The following is a 17,769-nucleotide window of genomic DNA, read 5'->3' on the forward strand; positions in this document are numbered from 1 at the left end:
CGATGCCTAAACGAATCCTCTACGCGCTGGCGCTGCTGCTGGCGCTGGCGGCGCCCTTCTTCGGCTATCCGGTGTTCCTGATGAAGCTGCTGTGCTTTGCCCTGTTCGCCTGCGCCTTCAATCTGCTGATCGGTTATACCGGGCTGCTCTCGTTCGGCCATGCCGCTTTTTTCGGCAGCGCCGGCTATGTAACCGGTTACCTGCTGGCCTCCAAGGGACTTTCTCCCGAGCTCGGCATCCTGGCCGGGGTGGCGGCCAGCAGCCTGCTCGGCCTGGTCGTCGGCGCCCTTGCGATCCGCCGCCAGGGCATTTATTTTTCGATGATCACGCTGGCGCTGGCGCAGATGGTGTATTTCGCCGCGCTGCGCAGCCCCCTGACCGGCGGCGAGGACGGCCTGCAGGGCGTGCCGCGCGGGCACCTGTTCGGCGCCCTCGACCTGGCCAACGACCTGACCCTGTACTACGTGGTGCTGGCCATCGTCGTGGCCGGCTTCGCGCTGATCGTGCGCACCGTGCACTCGCCGTTTGGACAAGTCTTAAAGGCGATCAAGGAAAACGAGCCGCGTGCCGTGTCCCTGGGCTATGACGCCGATCGCTATAAACTGCTCGCCTTCGTGCTGTCGGCAGCGCTCACGGGCCTCGCAGGGGCCACCAAAACGCTCGTGCTGGGCTTCGAGACCCTGACCGACGTCCACTGGACCATGTCGGGTCTCGTCGTCCTGATGACGCTGGTAGGGGGCATGGGGACCATGGCCGGTCCGATCATCGGCGCGCTCTTGATCGTGGCGCTGGAAAACAAGCTCGGCGAGATCGGCAACCTGCTGGCCGAACAGACCGGCGTCGCCTGGTTCGGTTCGCTGGGCGAATCGGTCGGCATGGTGACCGGGCTGATCTTCATCGTCTGCGTGTTGCTGTTTAGGCGCGGCATCGTGGGCGAGCTCGGCGCCCTGCTCGAGCGCGGCAAACGCGGCCGTGACGGAGACCGGGCCGGCATCGTCCAGGTCAAGGACCGGGAGGCGGCATGAAGGAAGAATCGCTGCGCCTGAACGTCAACGGACTGCATATGCATGTGCGCAGTGTGGGGCAGGGCCCGGCGGTCGTGCTGCTGCACGGTTTTCCGGATACCCACATGGTGTGGCGCAAGCAGGTGGCGCCGCTGGTCAAGGCCGGCTACCGGGTGCTGGCGCCCGACCTGCGCGGCTACGGCCAGAGCGATGCGCCGCAGGCCGTCTCGGCCTACCGGCTCGAACACGTCTGCGCCGACGTGCTGGCGATGCTCGACCTGCTGGGTATCGAGCGGGCCCGCCTCGTCGGTCACGACTGGGGCGCGCTGGTCGGCTGGCTGCTGTGCATGGAGGCGCCGGCTCGCATCGAGCAATATGTGGCGCTCTCGGTCGGCCACCCGGCCGCCTTCGGCCGCGCCGGCATTGACCAGAAACTGCGCAGCGCCTACATGCTGTGGTTCATGGTGCCGGGCCTGGCGGAGCGCTCGCTGGCGGCTGCCGATTTTTATTTGATGCGGCATTTTACGTCCGACCGCACGCAGGTTTCCTACTGGCGGCGCAGCCTGCGCGATCCGGAACGGATGACGGCAGCCCTGAATTATTACCGTGCGAACGTCCCGCGCGGCCTGCTGTTCGCCAGCAAGAAGGAAGCGGTGACGGTGCCGGTGATGGGCATCTGGAGCAGCCTGGACCCAGCGCTCGGCGAGCAGCAGATGGTCGACTCGGCCCACTACGTGAGCGCGGGTTTTCGCTATGAGCGCATCGACGGCGCCGACCACTGGCTGCAAGTGACGGCCGCCGAGCAAGTGAATGCCTTGCTGCTTAATTTTTTTGCAGGCACGACTGCGCCGCATTCCGGGGCCGGCGCCGCGCTGTAGCGCGCGCATCGGCACGCGGGCCCGTGGCCGGAGGCGGGGAGGGTGAACGTTGGACGGTCGAGTTGCCGTACAATTTCACCTCTTCAATGTAGTCGGATCTCCTCATGATTGATTTTGCGTGGCTCGGCGGCGCAGCCTTCCTCGCCGGGTTGGTGGACGCCGTCGTCGGTGGCGGCGGCCTGATTCAGGTGCCGGCCATCTTCTCTTTCCTCCCCAAAGAAGTACCTGCCACTTTATTGGGCACCAATAAGCTGGCCAGCATTTGCGGCACCAGCGCCGCCGCCGTGAATTATGCGCGCCGCGTGCGGGTGGCTTGGAGCGCTGCGGCGCCGGCCGCGCTGGCCGCCTTCGCCCTGTCCTTCGTCGGCGCCTGGACCGTCACCCGGATCCCCGGGGATTTCGTGCGCGCCTTGCTCCCCTTCATTTTGTTGGCGGTGGCAATCTATACCTTCCGCAAGAAAGACCTGGGCGCGGTCCATGCGCCGGTGCACAGCGGGATGGCCGAGCGCTGGTGGGCGGTGGGCATTGGTGCCGCGATCGGGTTTTACGATGGCTTCTTTGGGCCGGGCACCGGGAGCTTCCTGATTTTCCTGTTTGTTCGCTTTTTCGGCTTTGACTTCCTCAGCGCCTCGGCGGCCGCCAAGATCGTGAATGTCGCCTGCAACCTGTCGGCCCTGATGTGGTTCGGCTACAGCGGCCATTTGTTGTGGCAGCTGGGCCTGCTGATGGCGGCCTGCCAGATCGCCGGTTCGCTGGTCGGCACCAAGCTGGCAATCAAGCATGGGAGTGCCTTTGTCCGTAAACTGTTCCTGGTCGTGGTCTCGACCTTGATCGTCAAGACGGCCTTCGATGCCGTGGTCCGCTGGGCCAGCTAGACTGTTTCACGTGAAACAAAGCCGGGCTTGCCCGGCTTTTTTTGTCTGCATGGCGGTCAGCGACCCGGATTGTTTCACGTGGAACGTACCAAAACGGCGTGTTGTTTATGTTCCACGTGAAACAAAACGCTGCCTGTTTTTCGGCCGAGCCGAGTCTGCAAGGACAAAAGATTCTATAATCGCGCATTAGACTCCTCGCCTCACTCTTCCATCATGCTATTTCCAACTGAATTCGACGTGATCGTCGTCGGCGGCGGCCATGCCGGTACCGAGGCTGCGCTTGCTTCCGCGCGCATGGGACAGAAGACTCTGCTCCTGACGCACAATATTGAAACGCTGGGCCAGATGTCCTGCAATCCCTCCATCGGCGGGATCGGCAAGGGGCACCTGGTGAAGGAAGTGGACGCCCTGGGCGGCGCGATGGCGATTGCCACCGACGAATCCGGCATCCAGTTCCGCATCCTGAACTCGTCGAAAGGACCGGCGGTCCGCGCCACGCGCGCCCAGGCCGACCGCATCCTGTACAAGGCGGCGATCCGTTCGCGCCTCGAGCAGCAGCCGAACCTGTGGCTGTTCCAGCAGGCCGTGGACGACCTGATGGTGGAGGGCGACCGCGTGGTCGGCGCCGTCACCCAGATCGGCCTGCAGTTCAGGGCCCGCGCCGTGGTGTTGACTGCTGGCACTTTCTTGGACGGTAAAATCCACGTTGGGCTGCAACACCATACGGCCGGCCGCGCCGGCGACCCGGCCGCCGTCGCACTGTCGAGCCGCCTGAAGGAGCTGAAACTCCCGCAGGGACGCCTGAAAACCGGCACGCCGCCGCGCATCGATGGCCGCAGCATCGATTACTCGCAGCTGGCGGAACAGCCGGGCGACCTCGATCCGGTGCCCGTGTTTTCGACCATGGGCACGGCCGCCATGCACCCGCGCCAGGTGCCGTGCTGGGTCACGCACACGAATGCGCAGACCCACGACATCATCCGTAGCGGTCTCGACCGCAGCCCGATGTACACCGGCGTCATCGAAGGTGTCGGCCCCCGCTATTGCCCTTCGATCGAAGACAAGATCCACCGCTTTGCCTCGAAGGAATCGCATCAGATCTTCCTCGAGCCGGAGGGATTGACCACCCACGAGATTTACCCGAACGGGATCTCGACCAGCCTGCCGTTCGACGTGCAGCTGGCCCTGGTGCGCTCGATGAAGGGCATGGAGAACGCCTTTATTTTGCGGCCCGGCTATGCCATCGAATACGATTATTTCGACCCGCGCGGCCTGAAAGCCTCGCTCGAAACCAAGGCGATTCGCGGCCTGTTCTTCGCCGGCCAGATCAACGGCACCACCGGCTACGAAGAGGCGGCGGCCCAGGGCCTGCTGGCCGGCATGAACGCGGCGCTGCAAACCAAGGGGCAGGAGGCCTGGACCCCGGGCCGCTCTGAAGCCTATCTCGGCGTGCTGGTCGACGACCTCACGACCCAGGGCGTGGCCGAACCGTACCGGATGTTTACCAGCCGCGCCGAATACCGCCTGTCGCTGCGCGAAGACAATGCCGACATGCGCCTGACCGAGATCGGGCGCAAGTTAGGGGTAGTGGGCGACGCCCAGTGGGCAGCCTTCGAGACCAAGCGCGAAGCGGTGGCGCGCGAGCTGCAGCGCCTGCGCTCGACCTGGGTCAACCCGCGCATCCTCGCAAGCAGCGAATCCGAGCGCGTGGTCGGGCAGGCGCTCGAGCGCGAATACAACCTGGCCGACCTGCTGCGCCGCCCGAACGTCGGCTACGACACCCTGATGACGATGACCGGCCTCGAAGGCCAGCCCCTGGCCGGGCCCGGCGTGGCCGATCCTGCGGTCAAGGAGCAGGTCGAAATCCAGCTCAAATATGCCGGCTATATCGACCGCCAGGCCAAGGAAGTCGAGCGTCACGACCACTACGAAAACCTGAAATTGCCGGACAACCTGGACTACCTGGAGATCGCGGCACTGTCGATCGAGGTGCGCCAGAAGCTCGACAAGCAGCGTCCGGAAACCCTGGGCCAGGCCTCGCGCATCTCCGGTGTCACGCCGGCCGCGATTTCCCTGCTGCTGGTGCACCTGAAAAAGCGCGGCGCCAAGGGCTTTACTGCTACCCCGACCGAGGAGACCGCCCAGTGAGAGGTTTTGATCGCGAAAAATTGATGGCCGTGCTCAGCGACGGCATCGACGCCATGGACCTGCCCCTGTGGGCAGCCCAGCGCGAGCAACTGATGGATTACCTGGCCCTGATGGCCAAGTGGAACGGCGTCTACAACCTCACCTCGCTGCGCGACCCGATGCAGATGGTGACCCACCACCTGCTCGATTCGCTGGCCGCGGTGCCGGCTTTCGAGGGCGCGCAAAACGTGCTCGACGTCGGGGCAGGGGGCGGCTTGCCCGGCATCGTGCTGGCCATTGCCCGGCCCGACATGAAATTGTCGCTGATCGACACCGTGCACAAGAAAACCGCTTTTCTGACCCAGGTGAAAGCGGAACTCGGCCTGACCAACGTCACCGTGTACACGATGAAGGTGCAGGATTTGCAGGCCGGCCCGTTCGACGTCATCACCTCGCGCGCTTTTGCCGACCTGTCCGATTTCGTCAACTGGTCCGGACACCTGCTGGCCGAGGGCGGAAAATTCATCGCCTTGAAAGGGGTGGCGCCCAAGGAGGAGCAGGAGCGGCTTCCGCGGGAGTGGAAGGTGCAGGAATCGAGGCCTTTGAGCGTGGCAAAACTGGGAGCGGAACGCCACCTGGTTTTCATCGCCAAATCGGCATAACCAAGATAACGATATAAATGATTTATACAGTTTACCTAGATTAAACCATTTATACGGTTTAATCCATATGAACTGTATGAGTCGATGTTGTCGCGTCCGGAAAGAATAGATGGCAAAAATATTTTGCGTTGCAAACCAGAAGGGCGGCGTCGGCAAGACGACCACCAGCGTGAACCTGTCGGCCGGCCTGGCCAAGCTCGACCAGCGCGTGCTGCTGGTCGACCTCGACCCGCAGGGTAACGCGACGATGGGCGCCGGCATCAACAAGGCCTCGCTGCAAACCTCCACTTACCAGGTGCTGCTCGGGGAAGCGGAAGTGGACGCCGCGCGCGTGCGCTCCGAGGCCGGCCGTTTCGACGTGCTGCCCGCCAACCGCGAGCTGGCCGGCGCCGAAGTCGAGATGGTCGAACTCGACAACCGCGAGCGGCGCCTGAAGGACGCCCTGGCCAAGGTCGACGCCGACTACGATTTCATCCTGGTCGACTGTCCGCCCGCGCTGTCGATGCTGACCCTGAACGGTTTATGCGCAGCGCATGGCGTGATCATCCCGATGCAGTGCGAGTACTACGCGCTCGAGGGCTTGTCGGACCTGGTCAACACGATCAAGAAGGTGCACGCGAACCTGAACACCGACTTGAAAATCATCGGCCTGCTGCGCGTGATGTTCGATCCGCGCATGACACTTTCGCAGCAGGTCTCGGCCCAGCTCGAGCAGCACTTCGGCGGCAAGGTCTTCAAAACCATCATCCCGCGCAACGTGCGGCTGGCCGAAGCGCCGTCCTACGGCATTCCCGGCGTCGTCTTCGATCCCTCGTCGAAGGGCGCGCAGGCGTATATCGCGTTCGGGGCCGAAATGGTCGAGCGCATCAAGACAATGTAACGCTACAGAGTAGAACGGAGAGTTATCCAGAATGGCGACGAAAAAACTCAAGGGCCTGGGACGCGGTCTCGATGCACTGCTGGGCGGCGACGCCGAGCCGGCCCCAAGCGGCGCGCCGTCGGCGCTGCCGATCCTGCAGCTGCAGGCGGGCAAATACCAGCCACGCACCCGGATGGACGAGGGCGCGCTCAACGAGCTGGCCGCCTCCATCAAAAGCCAGGGCGTGATGCAGCCGGTGCTGGTGCGCCCGCTCAGTGGCGAGCATGGCGGCCGCTACGAGATCATCGCCGGCGAACGGCGCTTTCGCGCGGCGCAGATTGCCGGCCTCGACGAGATTCCGGTGCTGGTGCGCGAGGTCGACGACCAGGCCGCCGCCGCGATGGCCCTGATCGAGAACATCCAGCGCGAAGACTTGAATCCCCTGGAAGAGGCGCAAGGCATCGCGCGCCTGATCTCCGACTTCGACTTTACCCATGAGCAGGCGGCGACGGCGGTCGGGCGTTCGCGCAGCGCCGTCTCCAACCTGCTGCGCCTGGTGAACCTGGCCCAGCCGGTGCAGACCATGCTGATGGCGGGCGACATCGACATGGGACATGCGCGCGCCTTGCTGTCGGTCGACAGCGCGAGCCAGATCACGCTGGCGAACCAGGTGATCGCGAAACGGCTGTCGGTGCGCGAAACGGAAAAGCTGGTGGCGCGCGCGCTGGAAGAGCAGGCCAACCCGGCCCCTGCCGCGCGCGTAAAAGACAAGTCGGGCGATATCGTGCGTCTTGAGGAAGAGCTGTCGGACAAGCTGGCGACCCCGGTCGTGTTCAAGATGGGGCCGAAGGGCCGCGGCCAGATGATCATCGACTTTGCCGACCTCGACATCCTGGAAGGGGTGCTAGCCCGCCTGCGCGCCTAACCAGCACAGCTGCTGCCGATGCATCCACGCTACAGTAAAACTACGGTAGCGCGCGGCGTTTCCGGGTAGCCAACAGCGGACGACAGAGGGGAGGCCGGCGCATGCCGGCCTTTTTTCATGGCAACCCTGCATGGGGAAGGCGGCGCGCCGCGGCAGAACATGGCCATTTCTACAATATTTAAGACACATTTACGGCCCCGCCGGCGAATTATTCACAGCCGGAATCGTTTGACTCATACACACGAAGGAACTTATAATCCCGCTGATTCATGTAATTACCACACCGTAACTCGGTTCCAATGGCCAAGGCGAGAAAATAACAATGTTGCGCCTGGTCTCCCTGCAATTGATCGCAACAGTAATCGTTGGCGTACTCGCCGCATTACTGGGGGGATGGCCTGCGGCGCTTTCGGCGGTACTCGGGGGAATCTGTTGTGTTGTGCCCAACGCCATCATGGCGCTGCGTCTGTACGCCGGCACCCATGCGCCTGGCGGGGCCAACCCTGCGACATTTTTCATCTGGGAATTTGTAAAGATTGCGTTAACGCTTGCCCTGTTGGCGGCAACTGCGTGGCTGTACCACGACCTGAACTGGCTGGCGCTACTCGCCGGGTTCATCGTGGCGCTAAAAAGTTACATATTCTTATTATTTAGGCACTGACATGACGACAACCGTAGAAGGCGCAGCACACCACGCGCCCACCGCAGGCGAGTACATCAAGCACCACCTGGGACACCTCGCGAATACGCACCAGGAAGGTCCGGTCGACTTTTCGGTCATTCACTACGACACCATCTTCTGGTCGGTCCTGATGGGCGTGATCGGCTGCCTGCTGTTGTGGAAGGCCGCGCGCGGCGCCACCTCGGGCGTGCCGGGCCGCTTCCAAGCTGCCGTCGAGATCCTCTTCGAAATGGTCGACAACCAGGCCAAGACCATCGTCCACGGCGACCGCAGCTTCATCGCCCCGGCCGCGCTGACCGTGTTCGTCTGGGTCTCGCTGATGAACATGATGGACTTCCTGCCGGTCGACCTGTTCTCGGAAGCCTTCAAATGGTTCGGCGTCGAGCACCTGTTCCCTTACCACCGTGCGGTCCCTACCGCCGACCTGAACGGCACCATCGGCATTTCGCTGGGCGTGCTGGTCCTGATGCTGTACTACGGCATCAAGATCAAGGGCTTCGGCGGCTGGCTCCACGAATTGTTCGCAGCACCGTTCGGCATCATGATGGCGCCGTTCAACCTGCTGCTGAACATCATCGAATACGCAGCAAAAATGGTGTCGCTCGGTATGCGACTGTTCGGCAACATGTTTGCCGGTGAGCTGCTGTTCCTCTTGATCGCTTTGCTTGGCTCGACGGCAACCATTTTCGGTTTCGCCGGCCACGTGATTGCCGGCTCGATCTGGGCGATCTTCCACATCCTGATCGTGTTCCTGCAGGCATTCATTTTCATGATGCTGACGCTGGTGTACCTCGGTCAGGCCCACGAAGGCCACTGATCGGCGCCGCAAGCATCGAACGGATAGTGGTTGTAACGAAGTTGTAGTTTTTAATCTAGCTTTTAAATTAACTTTTTGGAGTAAACATGACTGACCTTTCTTTTGTTGCACTGGCTTGCGGTTTGATCATCGGCCTCGGCGCTATCGGTGCTTGTATCGGTATCGCAATCATGGGCGGTAAATACCTCGAAGCTTCTGCACGTCAGCCAGAACTGATGAACACCCTGCAGACCAAGATGTTCCTGCTGGCCGGTCTGATCGACGCGGCATTCCTGATCGGCGTTGGTATCGCCATGCTGTTCGCCTTCGCCAACCCGTTCACCGGCTAAGCGAAACGCATCTCAGGTTTTGAAGGGCCGAACCACCGCGGTTCGGCATCCGTTTTTGTGAGAAGGAAAATACCGTGAACCTTAACGCAACCCTGTTTGCCCAGTTCGCTGTCTTCTTCGTCCTGGCGCTCTTCACGATGAAATTCGTGTGGCCGCCGCTGATGAAAGCGCTCGACGAGCGCGCCGACAGGATCGCCAACGGCCTGGCCGCTGCCGACCGCGGCAAGGCTGACCTGGCCGCCGCCGAGAAGCGCGTGCAAGCCGAACTGGCTGGCGCCCGTGACGAAGGCCAGAAGCGCATCGCCGACGCCGAAAAGCGCGCCGCGCTGATCATCGACGAAGCCAAGAAGACCGCTGCTGAAGAAGCCGCCCGTATCGTCGCCGCTGCCCGCGCCGACGCCGAGCAGCAAGTGACGCGCGTGCGCGAAGAACTGCGTGGCCAAGTGGCTGCCCTGGCAGTCCAAGGCGCCGAGCAGATCCTCAAGCGCGAAGTGAACGCAGACGCGCACGCCGCCCTGCTGTCGCAACTGTCGGCCGAGCTGTAATCATGGCTGAACTCGCAACCGTCGCCCGTCCCTACGCCGAAGCGCTGTTCCGTGTTGCCGAACAAGGCAACATGGCAGCCTGGTCCGAACTCGTGTCCGAACTGGCACAAGTCGGCGCCAATCCTGATGTGCAGGCGTTTGCCGCCAATCCGAACGTGACGGCTCCCGACCTCGTCGCCACCTTGAGCTCGCTGGTGAAGTCGCCGGTGACGCCTGAGGCTTCGAACTTCCTGACGATGCTGGCCGAGAACGACCGTATCGCACTGCTGCCGCAAATCGGCGAGCAGTTCCAGGTGCTCAAGAACGCCCAGGCCGGCGCCGCCGACGCGGAGATCGCCTCGGCCTTCGCCATGTCCGATGGCCAGGTGTCGCAACTGGTCGGTACGCTGGAAAAGAAATTCGGCCGCAAGCTCAATCCGACCATCACCGTCGACCCGTCGCTGATCGGTGGCGTGCGCGTGCTGGTCGGCGATGAAGTGCTCGATACCTCGGTGCGCGCCAAGCTGCAGCAGATGCACGCTGCGCTGGTCGCGTAAGCGGACGTTCGCACTGACACTTCGTACCGGAACTTTGTACCGTCGGCCGGCATCTCACGACCTTGCCCTACGCATCAAGAAACTATTAGGAGTTAGCACTCATGCAACTTAATTCATCTGAAATCAGCGAACTGATCAAGAGCCGCATCCAGGGCCTCGAAGGGTCGGCTGACGTTCGCAATCAAGGCACGGTGATCTCCGTCGCCGACGGTATCTGCCGCATCCATGGTCTGTCGGACGTGATGCAGGGCGAGATGCTGGAATTCCCTGGCAATACCTTCGGCCTGGCGATGAACCTCGAGCGCGACTCGGTCGGTTCGGTCATCCTGGGCGCGTACGAGCACATCTCGGAAGGCGACACCGTCAAGACGACCGGCCGCATCCTGGAAGTGCCGATCGGTCCCGAACTGCGTGGCCGCGTGGTCAACGCCCTGGGCCAGCCGATCGACGGCAAGGGTCCGATCAACACGGCGCTGACCGCGCCGATCGAAAAGATCGCCCCGGGCGTCATCGCCCGTGAGTCCGTCTCGCAGCCGATGCAGACCGGCATCAAGTCGATCGACGCGATGGTGCCGATCGGCCGTGGCCAGCGCGAGCTGATCATTGGCGACCGCCAGACCGGCAAATCGGCCGTCGCGGTCGACGCGATCATCAACCAGAAGGGCCAGAACGTCACCTGCGTGTACGTCGCAATCGGCCAGAAGGCATCGACCATCAAGAACATCGTGCGCTCGCTCGAGCAGCACGGCGCGATGGAGTACACGATCGTCGTCGCCGCCTCGGCGTCGGAATCGGCTGCCATGCAATACATCTCGGCCTACTCGGGCTGCGCGATGGGCGAATACTTCCGCGACCGCGGCGAAGACGCGCTGATCGTGTATGACGACCTGTCGAAGCAGGCTGTTGCCTACCGCCAGATTTCGCTGCTGCTGCGCCGCCCACCAGGCCGCGAAGCTTACCCAGGCGACGTGTTCTACCTGCACAGCCGTCTGCTCGAGCGCGCAGCACGCGTGAACGCCGACTACGTGTCGAACTTCACCAACGGCGCCGTCACCGGTAAAACCGGTTCGCTGACCGCACTGCCGATCATCGAAACCCAGGCGGGCGACGTTTCCGCCTTCGTGCCGACCAACGTGATTTCGATTACCGACGGCCAGATCTTCCTGGAGACCTCGCTGTTCAACGCCGGTATCCGTCCTGCGATCAACGCCGGTATTTCCGTGTCGCGCGTCGGTGGCGCTGCCCAGACCAAGGTCATCAAGGGCCTGTCGGGCGGTATCCGTACCGACCTGGCGCAGTACCGTGAACTGGCTGCGTTCGCGCAGTTCGCATCGGACCTGGACGAGTCGACCCGCAAGCAGCTGGACCGTGGCGCACGCGTGACCGAGCTGCTCAAGCAGCCTCAGTACTCGCCGCTGCCGATCTCGCTGATGGCCGCCTCGCTGTTCGCCGTCAACAAGGGCTATTTCGACGACATCGAAGTCAAGCAAGTGCTGCCGTTCGAGGCAGGCCTGCACGGCTACCTGAAGACCAAGCAAGCCGGGCTCCTGTCGAAGATCGAAGAAACCAAGCAACTGGACAAGGACAGCGAAGCTGCACTCGCCGCCGCCATTGCTGATTTCAAAAAATCCGGCGCATTTTAATGAATGGATGACCCGGCAGCGCGTGTTCGCATGCGCTGCCGGGTGACCGGAAGGAGTAAGGACTCATGGCAGTAGGCAAAGAGATTCGTGGCAAGATCAAGAGCGTAGAGAATACGAAGAAGATCACCAAGGCGATGGAAATGGTCGCCGCATCCAAGATGCGCAAGGCGCAGGACCGGATGCGCGCCGCCCGTCCCTACAGTGAAAAAATTCGGAACATCACCGCCAATCTGGCCGGCGCAAACCCGGAGTACACGCACGTCTTCATGGCGCAAGCCAAGCACGTGCAGGCAAAGGCAGTGGGTTTCATCGTCGTCACGACCGACAAGGGTCTGTGCGGCGGCATGAACACCAACATCCTGCGCCAGGTAACGCTGAAGTCGAAGGAATTTAGCGCAGCAGGCAGCCGTGTCGAGGCAGTTGCCATCGGCAACAAGGGCCTGGGCTTCCTGAACCGCGTCGGCGTGCCGATCGTGTCGTCCGCGACCCAGATCGGCGACACCCCGCACCTGGACAAGCTGATCGGCCCGATCAAGGTCATGCTCGACGCATACCAGGATGGCCAGCTGGACGCCGTCTACATCTGCTACACCAAGTTCATCAACACGATGAAGCAGGAACCGGTGGTCGAGCAACTGCTCCCGCTGCCGGCCCGGCACATGGAAGCCGACAAGGGCGCGATCTCGTGGGATTACATCTACGAGCCGGAACCGCAAGTCGTCATCGACGAACTGCTGGTGCGCTATGTCGAGGCCCTGGTGTACCAGGCTGTCGCGGAAAACCTGGCGTCCGAGCAATCGGCACGCATGGTTGCGATGAAGGCAGCAAGCGACAACGCAGGCAGCGTCATCGGCGAACTGAAGCTGGTCTACAACAAGACCCGCCAGGCAGCGATTACCAAAGAACTCTCCGAGATCGTCGCCGGTGCGGCAGCGGTCTAAACGACAAGAATTTAACTATATCTGAAGGAACGAACATGGCTGATGGCAAAATCGTTCAGTGTATCGGCGCAGTGGTTGACGTGGAATTCCCACGTAACGCCATGCCGAAGGTTTTCGACGCACTGAAAATGGCAGGCTCGGAATTGACCCTGGAAGTACAGCAGCAGCTGGGTGACGGCATCGTCCGTACCATTGCACTGGGCAGCTCGGAAGGCCTGCGTCGCGGCATGATTATCCAGAACACCGGCAACCCGATCATGGTGCCAGTCGGCACTGCGACCCTGGGCCGCATCATGGACGTGCTGGGCAACCCGATCGACGAATGCGGTCCGGTCAGCAACGAGCGCATGGCATCGATCCACCGCACCGCTCCTGCATACGACGAACTGTCGCCATCGACCGACCTGCTGGAAACCGGCATCAAGGTCATCGACCTGGTCTGCCCGTTCGCCAAGGGCGGTAAGGTCGGCCTGTTCGGCGGCGCCGGCGTCGGCAAGACCGTCAACATGATGGAACTGATCAACAACATCGCCAAAGCGCACTCGGGCCTGTCCGTGTTCGCCGGCGTCGGTGAGCGTACCCGCGAAGGTAACGACTTCTACCACGAGATGGCGGACGCCAAGGTCGTCGACCTGGAAACGCCTGAAAACTCGAAGGTCGCGATGGTCTACGGCCAGATGAACGAACCGCCAGGCAACCGCCTGCGCGTCGCGCTGACCGGCCTGACCATGGCCGAAGCCTTCCGTGACGAAGGTAAAGACGTTCTGTTCTTCGTCGACAACATCTACCGCTTCACGCTGGCCGGTACCGAAGTCTCGGCACTGCTGGGCCGTATGCCGTCGGCGGTGGGCTACCAGCCGACCCTGGCCGAAGAGATGGGCCGCCTGCAAGAGCGCATCACCTCGACCAAGACCGGTTCGATCACCTCGATCCAGGCCGTCTACGTCCCTGCGGATGACTTGACCGACCCGTCGCCTGCCACCACCTTCGCCCACCTCGACTCGACCGTCGTTCTGTCGCGTGACATCGCCTCGCTGGGTATCTACCCTGCAGTCGACCCGCTCGACTCGACCTCGCGCCAGCTCGACCCGCTGGTCGTCGGCCAGGAACACTACGACACCGCGCGCGCCGTCCAGGGCACCCTGCAGCGCTACAAGGAACTGCGCGACATCATCGCGATTCTGGGCATGGACGAACTGGCACCGGAAGACAAGCTGCTGGTGGCCCGTGCACGTAAGATGCAGCGTTTCCTGTCGCAGCCGTTCCACGTCGCTGAAGTGTTTACTGGCGCGCCAGGCAAGTACGTTTCGCTGAAAGACACGATCAAGGGCTTCAAGATGATCGCGTCGGGCGAACTGGACCACCTGCCGGAGCAGGCGTTCTACATGGTCGGCACCATCGAGGAAGCAATCGAAAAAGCCAAGAAACTGGCTGCCTAAGTCGGCTTCTTCAACCTGAAGGACACACATGGCAAACACATTTCACGTTGACGTGGTCTCGGCCGAGGAAAGCATCTTCTCGGGCGAAGCCGAATTCGTCGCGTTGCCGGGTGAAGCGGGCGAGCTGGGTATCTACCCGAAGCACACCCCGCTGATCACGCGGATCCGCCCGGGTGCCGTGCGCATCCAGACGACCGGCGGCAACGAGGAGTTCGTCTTCGTCGCCGGCGGTATCCTCGAGGTGCAGCCGAACGGCGTGACGGTCCTGGCCGACACCGCGATCCGCGGTGGCGACCTGGACGAAGCAAAAGCGCAACAGGCGAAGAAGGAAGCCGAAGAGCTGATGCAGTCGCAGGACGCGCAGATCGACTACGCGAAAGCGCAGGCCGAACTGGCTTCCGCGATCGCGCAGCTGGCGGCGATCCAGAAACTGCGTTCGCGCGGTCGGTAATTCTTCAGCACGCAGCAGCAATGCACAAAGGCAGCCTTCGGGCTGCCTTTTTTTATTCAGCCGCGCCCATCCGTCTTTACGGCAGCCCACTCCCCGTTTTCGGCAGTTCATCCACAACACGTTGTTCGGTAGCTACCGAAACCGTACAGTCCTCGCATACCAATATGACAGAGGGATGTCCGCCATGCTGAAACTTTCCGCAGTCTGCCTTGCCGTACTCGTCCTGACCGGCGCACCGCTGGCCGCTGCCCAGGCCGCGCCTGCGGATGTCCAGTCGGCGCAGTCGCCGTCCGCGCTCGCGGCCAGCATCGACGCCGCCATCGGCGGCTTCTACAAGGCCAACGAACCGGGCGCCACCGTCATCGTCGTCAAGGACGGCAAGACGGTGTTCCGCAAGGCCTACGGCATGGCCGACAGCGTCGGCAAGCAGGCGCTGACGCCGGACACGGTGCTGCGCCTGGGCTCGATCACGAAGCAGTTCACGGCGGTGGCCATCCTGATGCTGGCCGACGAGGGCAAGCTGGCCCTGACCGACGACATCACGCGCTTCTTCCCCGATTACCCGGCCGCCGGTAAAAAAATCACGGTCGAACACCTGCTGACCCATACCTCGGGCATCGTCAGCTATACCGGCAAGCCGGGTTTCGCGGCGACCATGACGAAGGACCTGACGGTCGCCCAGATGATCGACAGTTTCAAGAACGATCCCCTGGAATTCGAGCCGGGCACGCGCTACCGCTACAACAATTCGGGTTACTTCCTGCTCGGCGCGATCATCGAAAAAGTAGCGGGCCAGCCCTACGCCTCCTTCGTCGAGCAACGCATTTTTATACCGCTCGGCATGAAGGACACCGCCTACGAGGGCCATGAGCGCGGCAAGGCGCTGCGCGCCCTGGGGCACTCGCGCGAGGGCCAGGCCTACGCGCACAGCGCTGCATTGAGCATGACGCAGCCTTACGCCGCCGGCGCGCTGGTGTCGAGCGTCGACGACCTGGCGCGCTGGGACAATGCCATCGGCGCCGGCAAGCTGTTGAAGCCAGGCAGCTGGAAGCGCGCGTTCACGCCGTACACGCTGGCCGACGGCAAATCGACCGGTTACGGCTATGGCTGGGAAGTGCGCGAGTTGCTGGGCACGCCGGTCATCGCGCACGGCGGCGCCATCAACGGTTTTAATACCTATGCCCAGCGCCTGCCCGAACACAAGGTGTACGTCGCGGTACTCAGCAATGCCGATGGCGGCCTGGTCAACCCGGGCGTGGTGGCGAACAAGGCGGCCGCCATTGCCATCGGCAAGCCCTACCGCGACTTCAAGGAGATCGCCCTCGATGCCGCCACGCTCGAGCGCTATACCGGTGTCTACGAGGTCGACAAATCGACCACGCGCACCTTCCGCCGCGATGGCGACGCCCTCACCATGCAACGCAGCGGCCGCCCGTCGGTGAGACTGAAAGCCTACTCGCCCACCGGCTTCTTCATGACGGATGCGCTCGACCATTTCGAGTTCGGCCAGGATGGCAAGGGTGCGGTGACCCATGTAACGCAATACCACGACGGCCAGGCGACCCGGCAAGCACGCATCGGCGAGGTCCCCGCCGCACGCCAGGCCGTCAAGATCAGCGACGCCGCCTTCGACGCGCGGGTCGGGCGCTATGAGCTGGCGCCGGGCTTTGTGCTTGCACTGAGCCGCGAGGGCGAGCGCTACTATGCCCAGGCGACCGGCCAGCCGAAGCTCGAGATCCTTCCTGCCAGCGAGACCGTGTTCTTCGCGCGCGACATCGAGGCCGAGGTGCATTTCGCCGGCGCCGACAGCAGCCACCTGGTGCTGCACCAGAACGGCCGGCAGATCCGCGCGCCGAAGCTGTAAGGATCAGCGCGGCTGCTTGGCCAGCGCCAGCCTGGCGGCGACTTGCTCGCGGAAGTAGCCTCTCTGCACATAGCGGTACAGGTTGGCGCCAGGGCAGACGGTCTTGTCCGAATGGTCGCGGTGGCTGGCGATGCGCTCGACCGGCACGTCGTATTTTTGGGCCAGCATCGTCATCACCTCGACCACGGCGTCCAGTTGCGCCTGGTTCGGTTCGACTTCCTCGAAGTTGCCCACGACCTCGACCAGCGCGTGGCCGCTGGGGTCGTACTCGGTGTTGGTGTCGCCCGCATAGGCGATGTCGCGCCCGGCATAGGTGCGGCCTTCGAGGTCGATGATGTAGTGGTAGGGGATGTCGAGCCAGCCCTTGCTGTTCCTGGACCAGGTTTGCAGGTTTCTCAGGTATTGGCGCGGGTCGGTGCCCGGTTTGAACGGCTCGCCCTGGTGGTGCAGCGTGATGTGGGTGATCGTGTGGCGCCGCGCCTTGGCCGGGTCGGCCGGGGTGCCGCCCCAGTCGGCAACGGAGACGATCGGCGGGGCCACGGCGGTCGGCTGCACCGCGCAGCCGGCGGCGGCCAGGGCGAGGCAGAGGGTGGCGAACAGGTGCGGTGCGCGGGAAAGAGTCATGGCGGCTTGCATGGTGGAGGAAGGCGCCATCTTTCCACAGTTAAAGAGGTTGCGCAAACCCGCGCGCAGGCTGGCACGGCGATGCAAACCTGTTAAGCTTACGCCGATCCCCGACTATTCCACGCGCCCATGAGAACGATCCCCCAAATCCTGCGAGACAGTAAAAACATCGCCGTCGTCGGCCTGTCCAACAAGCCCGAGCGCGCCAGCTTCGGCGTCGCCGAATACCTGCAAGGGCAGGGCTACCGCATCCTCCCCGTCAATCCGCAATACGCCGGTACCGAGATCCTCGGCGAACCGGTCTACGCCAGCCTGCAGGAGGCGGCCGATTCGCTCGCGCCGGGCGGCCAGCGGATCGACATCGTCGACTGCTTCCGCAAGTCCGACGACATCCCGCCGCTGGCGCGCGACGCCATCGCGATCCGCGCCGGCTGCCTGTGGATGCAACTGGATATCGAAAACCAGGCGGCGGCCGACCTGGCCCGCGCCGCCGGCCTCGATGTGGTGATGAACCACTGCCTTAAAATTGAACATCGCAAGCTCGACGCCTAAGTCATCCGACCCATCA

At 62.9% G+C, this 17,769-nt stretch carries 19 protein-coding genes; 18 read left to right on the forward strand and 1 reads right to left on the reverse strand.

All coding sequences use genetic code 11. The features are described from left to right. The first annotated feature begins 2 nt into the window (after positions 1-2). From ACFPAH_RS01615 to ACFPAH_RS01695, 17 genes are all read left to right on the forward strand, one after another. The gene (locus ACFPAH_RS01615) at positions 3-1,025 is read left to right on the forward strand and encodes a branched-chain amino acid ABC transporter permease (RefSeq protein ID WP_379739617.1); all 1,023 of its coding nucleotides are present in this window, start codon (positions 3-5) and stop codon (positions 1,023-1,025) included. After that, positions 1,022-1,882: an alpha/beta fold hydrolase gene (locus ACFPAH_RS01620; RefSeq protein ID WP_379739620.1), complete on the forward strand. Its 861-nt coding sequence runs from the start codon at positions 1,022-1,024 to the stop codon at positions 1,880-1,882. Before ACFPAH_RS01615 ends, ACFPAH_RS01620 begins: the two co-directional genes overlap by 4 nt. Before the next feature lie 104 nt (positions 1,883-1,986). Next, on the forward strand, positions 1,987-2,757 hold the full coding sequence (locus tag ACFPAH_RS01625) for a sulfite exporter TauE/SafE family protein (protein ID WP_379739632.1): 771 nt from the start codon (positions 1,987-1,989) through the stop codon (positions 2,755-2,757). 213 nt (positions 2,758-2,970) lie between these two features. Continuing rightward, complete coding sequence (gene mnmG, locus ACFPAH_RS01630) at positions 2,971-4,905, forward strand: tRNA uridine-5-carboxymethylaminomethyl(34) synthesis enzyme MnmG (RefSeq protein ID WP_379739635.1); 1,935 nt, start codon at positions 2,971-2,973, stop codon at positions 4,903-4,905. Beyond that, the gene (gene rsmG / locus ACFPAH_RS01635) at positions 4,902-5,546 is read left to right on the forward strand and encodes a 16S rRNA (guanine(527)-N(7))-methyltransferase RsmG (RefSeq protein WP_379739638.1); all 645 of its coding nucleotides are present in this window, start codon (positions 4,902-4,904) and stop codon (positions 5,544-5,546) included. The genes mnmG and rsmG overlap by 4 nt, the downstream gene beginning before the upstream one ends. A 109-nt stretch (positions 5,547-5,655) precedes the next feature. Next, a complete protein-coding gene (locus ACFPAH_RS01640; RefSeq protein ID WP_379739641.1) occupies positions 5,656-6,426 on the forward strand; it encodes a ParA family protein in 771 nt (256 codons plus the stop codon). A gap of 31 nt (positions 6,427-6,457) precedes the next feature. Further along, the gene (locus ACFPAH_RS01645; protein WP_379739643.1) at positions 6,458-7,330 is read left to right on the forward strand and encodes a ParB/RepB/Spo0J family partition protein; all 873 of its coding nucleotides are present in this window, start codon (positions 6,458-6,460) and stop codon (positions 7,328-7,330) included. A 322-nt stretch (positions 7,331-7,652) separates the two neighbouring features. Further along, positions 7,653-7,991 (forward strand): ATP synthase subunit I, encoded by a 339-nt coding sequence (locus ACFPAH_RS01650; RefSeq protein WP_379739645.1) that lies wholly within the window; start codon positions 7,653-7,655, stop codon positions 7,989-7,991. Between the two features lies 1 nt (position 7,992). Next, positions 7,993-8,829, forward strand: coding sequence for a F0F1 ATP synthase subunit A (gene atpB, locus ACFPAH_RS01655; RefSeq protein WP_379739648.1), 837 nt, complete (start codon positions 7,993-7,995; stop codon positions 8,827-8,829). An 86-nt stretch (positions 8,830-8,915) separates the two neighbouring features. Then, positions 8,916-9,158 carry a F0F1 ATP synthase subunit C gene (atpE, locus tag ACFPAH_RS01660; protein WP_379739652.1) on the forward strand — a complete coding sequence of 81 codons (243 nt, stop codon included), beginning with the start codon at positions 8,916-8,918 and terminating at the stop codon, positions 9,156-9,158. 74 nt (positions 9,159-9,232) lie between these two features. Continuing rightward, the gene (locus ACFPAH_RS01665) at positions 9,233-9,703 is read left to right on the forward strand and encodes a F0F1 ATP synthase subunit B (protein WP_379739655.1); all 471 of its coding nucleotides are present in this window, start codon (positions 9,233-9,235) and stop codon (positions 9,701-9,703) included. A 2-nt stretch (positions 9,704-9,705) separates the two neighbouring features. Continuing rightward, a complete protein-coding gene (locus ACFPAH_RS01670; protein ID WP_379739658.1) occupies positions 9,706-10,239 on the forward strand; it encodes a F0F1 ATP synthase subunit delta in 534 nt (177 codons plus the stop codon). Positions 10,240-10,340: 101 nt separating this feature from the next. Next, positions 10,341-11,882: a F0F1 ATP synthase subunit alpha gene (gene atpA, locus ACFPAH_RS01675; protein ID WP_379739661.1), complete on the forward strand. Its 1,542-nt coding sequence runs from the start codon at positions 10,341-10,343 to the stop codon at positions 11,880-11,882. A 65-nt stretch (positions 11,883-11,947) separates the two neighbouring features. Beyond that, positions 11,948-12,823: a F0F1 ATP synthase subunit gamma gene (gene atpG, locus ACFPAH_RS01680; protein ID WP_379739664.1), complete on the forward strand. Its 876-nt coding sequence runs from the start codon at positions 11,948-11,950 to the stop codon at positions 12,821-12,823. A gap of 35 nt (positions 12,824-12,858) precedes the next feature. Further along, positions 12,859-14,262 (forward strand): F0F1 ATP synthase subunit beta, encoded by a 1,404-nt coding sequence (gene atpD / locus ACFPAH_RS01685; protein WP_379739667.1) that lies wholly within the window; start codon positions 12,859-12,861, stop codon positions 14,260-14,262. 28 nt (positions 14,263-14,290) lie between these two features. Then, complete coding sequence (locus ACFPAH_RS01690) at positions 14,291-14,713, forward strand: F0F1 ATP synthase subunit epsilon (protein WP_379739670.1); 423 nt, start codon at positions 14,291-14,293, stop codon at positions 14,711-14,713. Positions 14,714-14,897: 184 nt separating this feature from the next. Beyond that, positions 14,898-16,577: a serine hydrolase gene (locus ACFPAH_RS01695; protein WP_379739673.1), complete on the forward strand. Its 1,680-nt coding sequence runs from the start codon at positions 14,898-14,900 to the stop codon at positions 16,575-16,577. A 3-nt stretch (positions 16,578-16,580) separates the two neighbouring features. Here the strand turns inward: ACFPAH_RS01695 and ACFPAH_RS01700 are convergent, their stop codons facing one another. Continuing rightward, a complete protein-coding gene (locus tag ACFPAH_RS01700) occupies positions 16,581-17,201 on the reverse strand; it encodes a peptidoglycan recognition family protein (protein ID WP_379739675.1) in 621 nt (206 codons plus the stop codon). A 129-nt stretch (positions 17,202-17,330) separates the two neighbouring features. Here ACFPAH_RS01700 and ACFPAH_RS01705 point away from each other — a divergent pair, with 129 nt between their 5' ends. Further along, positions 17,331-17,753 (forward strand): CoA-binding protein, encoded by a 423-nt coding sequence (locus tag ACFPAH_RS01705; RefSeq protein ID WP_379739678.1) that lies wholly within the window; start codon positions 17,331-17,333, stop codon positions 17,751-17,753. Positions 17,754-17,769: the final 16 nt, after the last annotated feature.

It is taken from the genome of Massilia sp. GCM10023247 (assembly GCF_042653325.1).
GTDB lineage: Bacteria > Pseudomonadota > Gammaproteobacteria > Burkholderiales > Burkholderiaceae_D > Telluria.